16 protein-coding genes are annotated in these 13,478 nt (G+C 31.9%); all 16 read left to right on the forward strand.

Annotated features, from left to right (window positions below; all coding sequences use genetic code 11):
- Positions 1–91 precede the first annotated feature (91 nt).
- The 16 genes from KO521_RS09940 (at position 92) to KO521_RS10015 (ending at position 13,113) form a co-directional block, all read left to right on the forward strand.
- Positions 92–424 carry a hypothetical protein gene (locus tag KO521_RS09940; protein WP_215939775.1) on the forward strand — a complete coding sequence of 111 codons (333 nt, stop codon included), beginning with the start codon at positions 92–94 and terminating at the stop codon, positions 422–424.
- Positions 425–922: 498 nt separating this feature from the next.
- A complete protein-coding gene (locus tag KO521_RS09945; RefSeq protein ID WP_215939776.1) occupies positions 923–1,306 on the forward strand; it encodes a VOC family protein in 384 nt (127 codons plus the stop codon).
- Between the two features lie 336 nt (positions 1,307–1,642).
- Positions 1,643–2,329: an SMI1/KNR4 family protein gene (locus tag KO521_RS09950; protein ID WP_215939777.1), complete on the forward strand. Its 687-nt coding sequence runs from the start codon at positions 1,643–1,645 to the stop codon at positions 2,327–2,329.
- A 76-nt stretch (positions 2,330–2,405) separates the two neighbouring features.
- Complete coding sequence (locus tag KO521_RS09955) at positions 2,406–3,092, forward strand: hypothetical protein (protein ID WP_215939778.1); 687 nt, start codon at positions 2,406–2,408, stop codon at positions 3,090–3,092.
- Positions 3,093–3,371: 279 nt separating this feature from the next.
- On the forward strand, positions 3,372–3,761 hold the full coding sequence (locus KO521_RS09960) for a hypothetical protein (RefSeq protein ID WP_215939779.1): 390 nt from the start codon (positions 3,372–3,374) through the stop codon (positions 3,759–3,761).
- A gap of 153 nt (positions 3,762–3,914) precedes the next feature.
- Positions 3,915–4,550, forward strand: coding sequence for a hypothetical protein (locus tag KO521_RS09965; protein WP_215939780.1), 636 nt, complete (start codon positions 3,915–3,917; stop codon positions 4,548–4,550).
- 232 nt (positions 4,551–4,782) lie between these two features.
- Positions 4,783–5,715: a DUF2268 domain-containing putative Zn-dependent protease gene (locus tag KO521_RS09970; RefSeq protein WP_215939781.1), complete on the forward strand. Its 933-nt coding sequence runs from the start codon at positions 4,783–4,785 to the stop codon at positions 5,713–5,715.
- Between the two features lie 238 nt (positions 5,716–5,953).
- Positions 5,954–6,451 (forward strand): hypothetical protein, encoded by a 498-nt coding sequence (locus tag KO521_RS09975; RefSeq protein ID WP_215939782.1) that lies wholly within the window; start codon positions 5,954–5,956, stop codon positions 6,449–6,451.
- Positions 6,452–6,726: 275 nt separating this feature from the next.
- The gene (locus tag KO521_RS09980; RefSeq protein WP_215939783.1) at positions 6,727–7,305 is read left to right on the forward strand and encodes a GNAT family N-acetyltransferase; all 579 of its coding nucleotides are present in this window, start codon (positions 6,727–6,729) and stop codon (positions 7,303–7,305) included.
- Between the two features lie 190 nt (positions 7,306–7,495).
- A complete protein-coding gene (locus tag KO521_RS09985) occupies positions 7,496–8,599 on the forward strand; it encodes a serine hydrolase domain-containing protein (RefSeq protein WP_215939784.1) in 1,104 nt (367 codons plus the stop codon).
- Between the two features lie 229 nt (positions 8,600–8,828).
- Entirely contained in the window at positions 8,829–9,698 is an 870-nt protein-coding gene (locus KO521_RS09990) for a helix-turn-helix domain-containing protein (RefSeq protein WP_215939785.1), read from the forward strand.
- Between the two features lie 94 nt (positions 9,699–9,792).
- Complete coding sequence (locus KO521_RS09995; RefSeq protein ID WP_194550646.1) at positions 9,793–10,455, forward strand: peroxiredoxin-like family protein; 663 nt, start codon at positions 9,793–9,795, stop codon at positions 10,453–10,455.
- A 5-nt stretch (positions 10,456–10,460) separates the two neighbouring features.
- Complete coding sequence (locus tag KO521_RS10000) at positions 10,461–11,306, forward strand: alpha/beta fold hydrolase (protein WP_215939786.1); 846 nt, start codon at positions 10,461–10,463, stop codon at positions 11,304–11,306.
- A 6-nt stretch (positions 11,307–11,312) separates the two neighbouring features.
- The gene (locus KO521_RS10005) at positions 11,313–11,699 is read left to right on the forward strand and encodes a DoxX family protein (protein WP_194550648.1); all 387 of its coding nucleotides are present in this window, start codon (positions 11,313–11,315) and stop codon (positions 11,697–11,699) included.
- A gap of 3 nt (positions 11,700–11,702) precedes the next feature.
- Entirely contained in the window at positions 11,703–12,101 is a 399-nt protein-coding gene (locus KO521_RS10010; RefSeq protein ID WP_194550649.1) for a nuclear transport factor 2 family protein, read from the forward strand.
- Positions 12,102–12,255: 154 nt separating this feature from the next.
- The gene (locus tag KO521_RS10015; RefSeq protein WP_215939787.1) at positions 12,256–13,113 is read left to right on the forward strand and encodes an alpha/beta hydrolase; all 858 of its coding nucleotides are present in this window, start codon (positions 12,256–12,258) and stop codon (positions 13,111–13,113) included.
- The last annotated feature ends 365 nt before the right edge of the window (positions 13,114–13,478 follow it).

Raw genomic sequence — 13,478 nt, forward strand, 5'->3', positions numbered from 1 at the left:
ACGAAAATTTTCCTTACAACTGCACTACGCTTAGCTCAGACGTTGTAAAACATTTACACAAACATTAATTTCAATCATAAAATAATATCTATTGGAAACAAATAATGATGGATTTGAATATGTTTACGTTGAAATTGATGGAACTGTAAGAGAACTGGACAAAGGAGAAATTGAATATTTGGAAACAAAATTCGAGCCTTCAGATGGAGCAAGACCCTATATTAAAAGTAGCTACAATCAGTTAACTCCCGACAAAAAGATTTTAGGATTTCTTCACCGTGATAAGGTCCCAGAAAATATTAAAATTTCAAAAACTGAATTAAGGTTTTTAGAACTAAGATTTCCTTTTAGTATTCATAATTCTGGTCAAATAATAGAATTACCAGTTGGCATATACAGCGTTAAAGTTCTTGGCGGTTGGTAAGTTTCAATTGGAGACTTTTCGTTCTCTTTAAAAAACAGAGAAACTAATAAAATTATATCCCCGAAAAATACGGATTGGAGAGTTCAGTCATACGAATTCGGAGAAAGAGCAAAGAAAATAATGGTTCTGGATGTTCCCGAATACGGATATTATTACATTAAACTAAAAAATCAACAAGACCTAAAAGTTCGACCATCTAATCTAATTTTCACAAGATTATGGGAAAAACAGATTCCGAATCAGGATTTAAGAATTTGGATTGGATAAAAAACGTTTTACAACAATGCCTAAACGTAATGCGGACTTTAGGGCAAAACCGAAAGGTCTGTGTATATTTATAATGTCGCTAAATCTTATGGATTTAGCTTTGGACAAGAAAAAATAAAACTAAACAATAAGCTTTAGCTTCGTGCGCAGACGGAAACGAAAAGTTTCCTTGCCCCCGCACTACGCTTAGCCCAACCGTTGTCATTAATGATGAAAAAATAAAATCGTGTAATGGAATTTGACCGAACAGGAATAATATTATATACTCTTGAATACAACAATTGCGTAGAGTTTTATGAAAAAATTCTAGGTCTTAAAAAAATGTTTGAGGGCAAAAATTTGACTTGTTTTAAATTCGGACAAGCATATTTGATGGTGGAGTTGGATGACGAATATGATGGACAAAAAACTGGAACGGAACGGACAAAAATGTGTTTGCGTATGAATGTTCCAAATGTAAAAATACTTTCGGATAGATTGACTTCTAATAATATAGAAGTGGACTATCAAGAACATTCTTGGGGTACCATTGCAAAATTCCGAGACCCTGACGGTAATTTATGTGCATTTAAAGACAGTTCTAAATTCGAAAAGCAAATCTCGGATTTTAAGTAAATGGACAACTTACTCAAACGCAACTGTTATGTCGATGGACTTTCTAGCTTCATTGCGAAAACAACCAATCAAAACGTAATAGTTACGCAAGTAAAACGTGCCAAGCAGAACGCAAAATCACTAATGACAACAATGCCTATACTTAATGCGGGCTTAGGTTTAAACGCCAAGTTCTGTGTATATTTATGAAGTCGCTAAATCTTTGGGATTTAGCTTTGGACAAAAAAAGAAAAAGCGAAACCCAAAGGTTTAGCTAAGCGCGAGACAGGAAATCCGCTGGATTTCCGCCCCGCACTAAGTATAGCCGAACCGTTGTATGCCATAAAGCTGAACCGAATGACTAATTGGAATGAAATAATAAAACTTTACAATATATCTGAAAAAGAAAATGAGTTTGGCTATCGAGTGGATGAGATAAATGAAGTTGAATCTCGATTAAAAACCAAAATCCCTCAAACACTAAAAAGTTATTATCTTTCTTTAGGAAAGAACGAAAACATAAATAACTCTCACAACAGACTTTTAAAACCAAATCAAGAAATTGGATTTTCTGATGACGGATATTTAGTCTTTTATGAGGAGAATCAAGCATCAGCATATTGGGGAGTTAAACAAGAAGATTTAAAACTTGACAACCCGCCTGTTTGGGGGAATTATGGAACAAACGAATCTCCTGATTGGCATTTAGAAACAAATACAATTGAGAATTTCTTATTACTTATGGGGGTTTATAATGGAACATTAGGTGGACTAGAATATAATGCAAACTGTTTTGAAAATATAGAACCTGATACAGTAAAAAAGATTCAGGAAATTTGGAAAGAAATCGATAAAATCAGTTGGGAAAAGCAACGAATTTACACTATTGATTTTGAAGAAGTTATTAGCCTGAGTTTTGATCAGAACAATAATTGTACGGCTATTTTTATTGGAACAAGTCATAGAGAACGATTTGATAATCTTTTAGAGAACTTAAATATTAATAATTGGTCATATACTTCATTTGAAGATGACTATGAATAAAATAATACGGCATACAACAAGGTATAAATGGCATTAAAACGACCATTTATACGAGCCGTTACCTGCAAGCTGAAAAATGAAAACCGAACGAAAAATAAAAATAGCCGAATCATTCTCGAATAAATATGCCGAGACTGAATTGGATATTGACTTATCACAAAAAGAGTTCGAGCTTTTAGACAGAGGTATTTTTGCCAGAAGTATGGATGAAAAATGGAATATATTCATTCATAAGGATTCGCTATTCTTTACAAGAAGTTGGACTAACAATTGTATTTACAAAGCTGATTTAGAAATCAAAAGACGTAGAATAAAACTCAACAACTTAAAAGTTACGAGAAATACAGATGAATACAAGGGAACAGATTTAAAGTCGGACACTGACCTCTTTAAAAAATTGCTTCAAATGTATTTGGGTAGAGAAGATTTATATATTGACGACAGAGTTAACCTTCCACTAATTAAATTAATAATAGAAAAATATAGTAAAGAGAATAAATTGAGAAAAAGCATTGGTTCTCAAAGTATCGAATTGAATTTGCGGATTTATAACTCTTTGATAGAATCAAGTTCCGATTATATAACTGTAAACGGACTTGAGGAATTGACTAATAACACTAAAAAGTATGACTCGAATTACGAACTGTTAAGTTTGCATATTTCGAACAAAGAAGACCCGAAGAATTCGACAACTTTCTTTTTCAATCAAGAAGGAACAGAATTAGTTGGGGAAATAACAACCGAAAGAAAAGCCAGCAGGTAACACGGTGTATAAAACATAGCTAATAAGTGCTTAACCGAAAGGTTTGTGTTTATTTGCATAGACCGCCAAATTTTTAATTTGGCTTTAAGAATAGAAAAGTTAAAACAAAATGTAAAAATTTGGCTCAGTGCTAAACTCAAAATGTAGTATCTTTTTACACGCTACGTTTCATACACTGGACCGTTGGCAAACATTTAAGAAAAACCGAAATCCGAATTGAAAAAAAGACATTTAATAATAATTTCGATTTTACTAATTATACTTTCCTTTTGGTTCGGAATGAAAGTAGAACGTGAATTTGCAAGTTGGGACGAAATAGGAAAACCTGTATTTGAAAGGGAACAGATTTACTTTCCGAATAAAAAAAGTTCTCTGTATCTGAAAAGTAAAAATTGGGGATTAACGGCTGACCATAAAATATCTGTGATTTCTACGAAAAGAGAAATGGAATTTCAACCTGACTCAATATCTGAATATATTTTTCACGGATTTGGCGGAATAATATACAAAACGGAAAATGATACTCTGAAAATTTACTCAACTCAAAAACCGAAAATCCCACCGAAATTTGAATCAGAAATTAAAGTGGAAATAATAGAAATTAAGAGTAATCCAGAATGGATTAAACTGAATGACAAAATAAAAAATGACTACCGAAAATTTGAATAAAAAACGATTTGCCAACACCGTATATAATTTATTGCTAGTTCTAGCCTACTTACGAAAATCCTCGCGGATTTTCTATTCGGTTTGTATTTGCTAAATTAGGTGCTTAAACCACGCAACAAACCATATACAACAACGTTGTAACACATACGAGAAATGAAGACAGTAATAATAATTTTGGTCGTTTTGATAGTCTTGATTTTGGCGTATACGCAAATGAATAAAACGGAAAATAAATCAAACTCTGATTTAACCGAAATCAAAAACTCTTCAAAAGAAATTAAAGGAACAATCTTTTATCACGAAGATGATTTTGGACAAGTAGAAATTATTCCAAATGAAAATTTTGATAGACTAATTAAAGAGGCAGAAAACGTAAAAGACTTTGCGGAAAAGCATTTTGACGGAGGAAGTTTTACTGATATGTATGTTAGAGAAGAAAGCGGCCTAAAACTCGAAGAGCGGAAAATAAAAGTTTCTGAACTTAATGAAATACTATCTAAACTATCTGTAGAAAAACATACAATAGCAACAACTGGAATTAGACCTGACGAAATGTTGAGTAAAAACACGTTTGGATATGGCGAAAATTACAATGGACTGTTCTTTGATTTTAACCAAGACATAGTTTCTAATATCTGGATTTCAGGGAGATTAGACGTGAATGACGAAAAGCTAATAAGTGTATTAAATGAAATAGGAACGAAATGGAATTTGCTACTTATGGATTGGAATTCACTCGAACTAATTGACTTGAAAAATAAAGAGCAGATAAAAAAGTATGTGGAATAGTACGTGTTACAACAACGTGTATAAAACATAGCTAATAAGCGCAAATCGAAAGGTTTGTGCTTATTTACAAAAACCGCCAAATTTTTAAATTTGGCTTTTAAGATTGATAAGTTAAAAACAAAATATAAAAATTCGGCTCTGTGTTAATACGAAAAGTTAGCGTCTTTTTACACGCTACGTTTCATACATAAACCGTTGTACGCCATTTAGCAAAAAATAACATTAAGTGATAATGAAAACCATTTTAGTAATATTAGCGTCGTTTATTCTATTTTCTTGCACAGCTCAAGTCTCGGATAATTTCACTATTGAAACGAGCGACATTCCAAATTTTTGGAAAGCTTATGATTCTATACAGAACTCAGCTGAAAAAGCGAAAGTGTTTTCTGAACTCTATTTAGATAAGGCAAGTGAGCCATTCAAAAAAATGATTGCACTTTCAGGAGACATAAGAAACCCAGAAAATTATTTAAGCAGCTTTGAGGAATATCCGAAATTTTGGAATAGCCTAAGAAATCCCACATTAGAATTACAAAATATAGAGAGTGAAATTATTGAATGCTTTAGCAGAGTAAAAGAATTGTATCCGAATTTTAAACCGGGCGATGTTTGCATATTCATTGGTGTTCGTTCTATTCAAGCAAGTGTTCCTAATAATGGAAATTTGATATTTATGGGCGGAGAATTGAACTTACAATTCGATAAGATTGATTTGAGCGAGTTTAAACCCGGAGAAACTTTCCCCTACCAAAATAGCATTAAATCAACAATAGTTCATGAAACAATTCACTTACAACAAAAAGGAGATGTGGAAACACTTTTAGGACAAGCCATCCATGAGGGTTCAGCAGATTTTCTTGCCGAACTATTCTTGAATGAACCCTATAAGAGCCAAGCCTACATTTATGGGCGTAAAAACGAAGAAAAACTCTGGATTGAATTCGCAAAAGAAATGGATTCAGCCGACATTTCAAATTGGTTTTATATAGAAAGCGGAAAAAAAGATAGACCAGCCGACTTAGGCTATTTCATTGGTTATATGATTTCACAATCTTATTATGAAAAAGCTATGGACAAAAACAAAGCAATTCAAGAAATCATAGAAGTTACGGACTTTGAAAAATTTCTTGAGACTAGCGGTTACGCAGACAAATTTGGCGGATAAAAACGGCGTACAACAATACCTAAACGTAATGCGGACTTTAGGGTAAAAACGCTAAGGTCTGGGTATATTTATTAAGTCGCTAAATCTTATGGATTTAGCTTTAGACAAGAAAAAATAAAACTAAACCAAAAGCTTTAGCTTCGTGCTCAGACGGAAACGAAAAATTTCCTTGCCTCCGCACTACGCTTAGCCTGACCGTTAGCAAAAATATTATCAAAAAAAAGACCAATTAACTAATATGTCAAAATATAACTCAAAAACAAACCTAGTTTGGGAGTCATCTGCAGCTGGCATAATTATAGCCGTTATTGGGTATGGAATTTTTTCTGCTCTAGAAAATACTACATATCAAATCCTTGTGATTTCTATTACTTTATTCCTAATTGGCTTCGTAATTTATTATGCAAGAACAAATACATTTTCTATTCTGTTTGAAGAAAAACATGTAGTCGTAAAATATCGTTTTATCAACAAGACAAATTATATTGATTATTCAGATATTACGGAATTGAAATATATAAATGCTTCCAAAAGCCCAACCACAAACGAAATAAAATTCAAGCATGAAAAACAGAATATGTCCATAAAATTCTTAACAATTGATAATATTGATTATATCGAATTTGTTAAATGGATTAAATCAAAAAACGAAAAAATTGAATTGACAGTATTTCCATCTGACAATTACATGAATCATAGACTGCAAGAAATATATGGATTTAAGTACAGAAAGTAATTATGGACTAATCAATGTTCGCGCATAACTGAGCGCAAATGGACTTTACTCGGACGGAAAATACTTTTGCTAACAAAGCCTAAACGTAATGCGGACCTTTGGGCAAAATCGAAAGGTCTGTGTATATTTATAAAGTCGCTAAATCTTATGGATTTAGCTTTGGACAAGAAAAAATAAAACTAAACAATAAGCTTTAGCTTCGTGCGCAGACGGTAACGAAAAGTTTCCTTACTACCGCACTACGCTTAGCCTAGCCGTTATATGCAATTACAAAAATGAACTTAGAAAAATTTTTCTCATCTGAATTGATTCTTGAAAACGAGTCTGTTTTGTTGCGCCCTTTATCGATTAATGATATTGATACGATAGAATCTATAAGTTATAATAAAGAACTTGGTGAGTTTGGAGCAAGAGTAAAAAACAGAACTGATTTAATGAGTTATTTTGACTTTTGTCTTAATTCAAAAAAAGAAAAAGAACTTTACCCTCTAATAATTGTAAATAAAGATGATAATAATCCAATAGGATTGACAATGTTTGGAAATATTAATTTCCAGAGCAAAAGATTGGAAATCGGATGGACGTGGATTGGTGAAAAATTCCAAGGAACAGGAATTAATTCAATTTGTAAACGGCTTCTTCTAAACTATTGCTTTGACGATTTAAAACTTAGAAGAGTAGAATTCAAAATAGATATAAAAAATCTGAAATCACAAAAAGCAATAGAAAAACTTGGGGCAGTTAAAGAGGGGCTTTTAAGAAATTACAACATTCAATCTTATGGGGAAAGTAAAGGAACTTACGTTTACAGTATCCTGAAAGAAGAATGGAAAAAAGCATATAACAAGGTATAAAAAACATAGGGCGGTTTTGGCTTGCCGAAAGGTCTGTGTTTATTTATAAAGTCGCCAAATATAAAATTTGGCATTTTCAACAAAAAAGATAAAAGCAAAATATTATATTTGGCTTAGTACCAAACCGAAACGTATCGCTTATCACCTGCCCTACATTTCTTATACTTATCGTTGTGCTTAATTTAAAAAAATGAAAATCAGAACATTTATTCTCATCATATTTCTAGCAATTTATACTTCAGCCTATTGTCAATTGAGTAGGTCAGAAGAGCAAAAATTAGACAGTTTAATGAAAGAGAATAAGATACCTGGTGCAAGCTTGAGTATTTTAAAAAACAGCAAAGTTGTCTATAACAAAGGATTCGGAATTAGTAATGCCTCTAATAAGGTCAACGAAAAGACAATTTTCCAAGCAGCATCACTAAGTAAATTTCCAACTGGATTATTATTTCTTATTAATACTCAAAATCAAATATTTGACCTCGACAATGACGTGAATGTCTACCTAAAAACTAATAAGTTAGATGGTTATAACTCAGAGCCAAATACGATTCCAACAATTTCACAACTACTCAGTCATACAGGTGGTATGAATACGCACGGATTTCTTGGTTATAAACCTAATAGAAAAATTATACCAACCATTGAAAATGTAATTGATGGAAAACATACATTTTTGTGGGAATCTGAAATCAAAATTAAGAATAAAGTAAATAGTGAATTTAATTATTCTGGCGGGGGCTATTGTTACTTACAGAAAGTAATAAAAGACACTAAGGGAGAGTTATTCAGAACTGTTATGCAAAAAGAGTTATTGCAACCTTTAAATATGAAGAATAGCTATTTTGGTTTAAACCCAAATAAAGAAGATGACATCGCATATGGTTATAAAAACGGGAAACCTATTAAGTTTGGATATAGAGTTTATCCCCAAGAAGCTGCCGCAGCATTATGGACTAATTCTTTTGATTACTCCCAATTACTACTTGAAGTACTAGCAGGTTTAAACGATGACAAATCTTCAATTTTAACCAAAGAATCCATCGCTTTATTGAAATCACCCGCAAAATTATCAAATGGTAAGTTAATTAGGTCTGGATTAGGAGTAGGTCTTCAGTTAGATGAAAATAAAAAAGTGAAAGGGATAAGTCATGGTGGTGCCAATGTAGGATATTCCTCTTTTTTCTATTTAAACTTAACCAATGGTTCTGGTTATGTAATTCTTACAAATGCCCATTATGCAAACTTAAAAGAGATAAAAAACCTTATAACGGAAAACATCGCAGAAAACTAAGCACAACAAAACCTATAAACAATACGGGCTTCGGGCTTAATCGCAGGGTTTGCGTATTTTTATGATGTCCGCAAAATCTTTGGGATTTTGCTTTAAACAAGGAAAAGAAAAAACAAAACAAAAAGATTTCGCTATGTGCGTGGCGGAAAGCAAACGCTAGTTTGCTCCCGTACTGTTCATAGCTAAACCGTTGTAGCTAATTTGTAACAACAATCGTGTCAATGACAAAATGAAAAGCAAAATAGAAAACATCAATTTTTCACAGTTTGTTAACCAATCTATTCCTTTTGAGATTCTCTCAATTAAAGAACTTTATGAAAAACTTGATAAAACTAATTTTGATTTATCTAAACCACATAGAATCGAATTTCATGCACTTATTATTATAACAGAAGGAGAAAGCAATCATAATTTAGATTTTAAGGATGAAATTCTTTCGCCTGGTGTAATTCTTCCGCTAGTAAAAGACCAAGTACATTCATTTAACAAAAAGCTTCTGGTTAAAGGTTATGTGATTTCGTTTGAAGAAAGTTTTATTACTCAGTATTTAAACGAAAAGAACTTATTTCACTTTTTACATATTTATCATTCACCAAGTATTTTAATTGGCAAAGAAAACCTAATTAGGTTGAATCCTTTTTTACAAACACTTCAAAATTTACAAAACGATTCCAATAATAATCTAAAAGCCGAAATAGTGAATTCAGTTTTTATAGCTTTACTCTTTCAGATTAAACGCTTATCAATCTATCAACACAAAATATTTAAAAGTCAGCGCTTTAAAGACTTTATTCAATTCAAACAATTAATTACCGAGCATTATAATGAGACACATAATGTAAATGATTATGCCTATAAACTATCTGTTTCCTACAAATATTTGAATGATATCTGTAAAGAAATAAGTCAAAAAACAGCCAAAGAATTTTTAGATAGTTGGCTATTGTTAGAAATAAAAAGGAATATTTCTGAAAACAAATACACTTCTCAAGAGATTGCCTATAAAATGGGCTTTAACGAACCTTCTAACTTTATTCGTTTCTTTAAAAAATATACAGATTTTACACCAAATCAATTCAAAGAAAAACTAGTTAAATAATTTCCAGTTAGATATTGACTATCTAAAATTTCTAATAGATAATCAGTTAACTCCTACTCCTTCCAACCTTTGCATCAAATAAGAATTGATAAAAATGAGACTTGGAAAACAATTAAAACAAATGAAAGAGGCATCTATAGAGCGTATGCCTCAATCGATAATTCAGATTTTTGAAAATAGTATTGAAGAAATCAAGAATAACGGATTAAAAGAGAAAGCACTTAAAATAGGGGAACAAATTCCAGATTTACCATTGACAAGCATTGATGGAGAAACGGTTCTTTTAAGTGAATTACAAAAAGCTGACTATCTAATTCTTAACTTTTATAGAGGTGGGTGGTGTCCTTATTGTAATATGGAGCTGCGTGAATATGAAAGATTAAGAAAAGACTTTAATCAATTAAATACTGATATACTAGGTATTAGTGCAGAAAGAGTAGAATATACTAGTCAGACCTTTGATAAGAATTCATTGTCATTTCCTATTCTTACAGATGTAAATGCTCAGTTGATGAAGGAAATCGGGATTGTATTCCAATTAGACACTGCATCAAAAGAAGAGTATATCAATTTTGGAATACATCTAGATGAAATTCATGCCAATAATAGTTTCGAATTACCTGTACCTGCTGTTTATGTCATAAATAAAGATAGAGAAATAGTATATGTCCATATAGAAGAGGACTATATGACAAGGCTAGAGCCGTCTATCTTATTAGAACTTATAAAAAATAAATTAACAGCTGTTAAATCTTAACTAAGATGAAAGGAAAAACAATTAGTATCAACAATTACTCTATCTTTTACAGAGAGGCAGGTAATCCTGAAAATGAAACCATTCTTTTATTACATGGCTTTCCATCTTCGTCTCATATGTATAGAGAAATCATTAATGAATTATCAGACAAATATCATCTGGTAGCACCTGATTATATAGGTTTTGGGCTGAGTGATATGCCTTTGGTCTCTGAATTTGAATACACATTTGAGAACATTGCCAAGTCAGTTTCAGATTTTATAGAAACACTTGGACTCAAGTCTTTTTATTTGCTCATGCATGATTATGGAGGCCCCATAGGATTTAGAATAGCCACGACATATCCTAGTTATATCAAAGGTTTAATCATCCAAAATGCTAATGCTTATATGGAAGGTATTGGAGAATGGGGAATGAAAATTGGCACGTTTAAAAAGAATAATGACATAGAAGGACTCTTAAAGTTTAAGGACTATCTAATTTCTCTAGAAGGGTTAAAAGATCAATACTTAAACGAAGCTTCTAATCCTGATAAAGTAGACCCAATATCTTACTTGACAGACAAGGCTTTTCTAAACAGAACAAATGCCAACGAGGTTCAAACAGCATTGTTTTCAGATTACGGTAGTAATTTCCCAAAATACACAGAATGGCAAGAATATTTTAAAAATCACCAACCTAAAACACTAGTTCTTTGGGGTAAAAATGATAGATATTTTAATCAAAATGGAGCCAAAGAATACAGTAAGGATCTTCAAAATATTGAAATGCATTTCTTTGAAGGAGGACATTTTATGCTTGAAGAATATGCTAAAGAAGCAACAGAATTAATTACAAACTTTATAAACTAAATAATTATGAAAAAAAATAAAATCATTTATTGGATAGCAACTGGACTATTAACGCTCTTATTTTTCGCTGGAGCAATGATGTATATTTTTAACTACCCAAGAGCAGAAGGCTTTTTTATAAGCCTTGGATTTCCAACTTGGATTATTTATCCCTTGGCAATACTTAAAATTTTAGGAGTAATTGCGATATTAACTAAGAAATCCAATTTCTTGAAAGAACTCGCTTATTCTGGTTTCTTATTTGACGTGATTTTAGCCCTAGCAGCTCACATTATCGTAAGTGATGGAGAATATGCTCCGGCAATAATAGCTTTAGTTCTTATAGCTATTTCATGGTTTTTCGATAGAAAAGTATTTGGAAACTACATTCAAAGAGTTATTAAAAAAGAATAGTTTATGGACATTAAAAAAAACGAAGCTGTAGTAAAAAAAGTTATAGATGATCTTATACAAACAGCGACTAATTTTGATATTAAAAAATTAGACCATATATATCATGACAACCTCAGCGTTATTATGATAGATACAGATGATAATTTAAATATAGCAGATAAAGAAACTTTTAAGAGAATTTTCAAAAGTAAAAAAGAGGCTGGTGACCCGCCAATGAATACTTGGGCTAAGTATCATAAAATTGATGTGAATAACAATAAAGCTCATGTACTAATATCTAGAAAGAATAATTTGAGTGGGATAGATCAAATTTTACTTTTAAGTATTGACTTGATTTTCGAAGATAATCGTTGGCAAGTAATACGTGAAGTCATTTTTTTGAGACCTGATTTGACAAAATAAAAACTAGCTACAACAATGTATAAAAGCAATAGCGGCTCGAGTTCAAATTCGAACCGTTTTTGTGTTTATTTAAGTATCTTACTTCCTGAAAAACAAGTGTAATATAACCGCTACTGCTCTTATACGAGCCGTTAGCTACCATATCTAAAAAAACATGAAAAAACTAATCAAAATTATTGTAGTTCTATTAATTTTAGTAACAGCATATGGAATTTTTAAATATCAATCCGACCCTTATATAAAGGCTTTGGTAAACAATGATGAGTCTAAACTTTTCTACCGACCATCGACTGAAATCCAAAATTTAGATGATTTTGAATACTCTGAAAACATATTAAGTGTAGAAGATTCAATTAAAATCCACACCTATTTGTTTAACCCAAAAACGGAATTGAAAGCAAACGTTTTTCTAATTCGTGGAAATAGCGGAAATACCAGTCAAGGCAAAGAATTAATTACACCATTAATCGACAATGGATTTAAAGTTTATTCAACGGACTGGAGAGGATATGGAAAGTCAAATGGTATACCTAATTACAAAGGAGTAATGAAAGACACCCAAACAGCTTTTGTGGATTTTTTGAACCAAACAAAAAATGATAGCGTAAAAACCATAGTTTATGGAATGTCTTTAGGCGGTCAATTAGCAGTTAAGTTAGCTAGAGACAATCAAACTAAAATTGATGCTTTGGTATTAGACGGAGCATTAGAATCCGCACATAGCTTTATAACTGACAATTTTCGAGAGTTCTATTTACAGAGTTTTACAAAAAATCCAGAGAATTACAATCAAGAATATGTTGCAATAAGAGATATTACTGACATAAAAAACATCCCTAAGCTTATTATTCATAGTACAGAAGACAGAGCTGTACCATTCCAGAGAGGACAGAACCTTTTTGCTAAGGCTAAAGAACCGAAAATGTTTTGGGAAACAAATACTGGACATATTAAAACTCTAACGGACTTACCAGAAGAGTTAATTGAAAAACTGAACGCATTAATGCGGTAGCTAACAATGCCTAAACGTAATGCGGACTTTAGGGCAAAACCGAAAGGTCTGTGTATATTTATAAAGTCGCTAAATCTTTGGGATTTAGCTTTGGACAAAAAAAGAAAAAGAAAAACCAAAAGCTTTAGCTTCGTGCTCAGACGGAAACGAAAAGTTTCCTTGCCTCCGCACTACGCTTAGCCGAACCGTTACCCAACATTTGGTACGATATACAAACATCCTTTACAGAGTTATAGAAACATCGTTTACACTTTTTAAGTTGCATTTGAAACCAAAATTCAGATGCTATGCCTTGGAAAGAACAGACGATTATGGAACAAAAAATTGAATTTATCTGTGAATGGCGAACTGGAAAATATACCATC

It is taken from the genome of Zobellia uliginosa, from assembly GCF_018860745.1.
GTDB classification, from domain to species: Bacteria; Bacteroidota; Bacteroidia; order Flavobacteriales; family Flavobacteriaceae; genus Zobellia; species Zobellia uliginosa_B.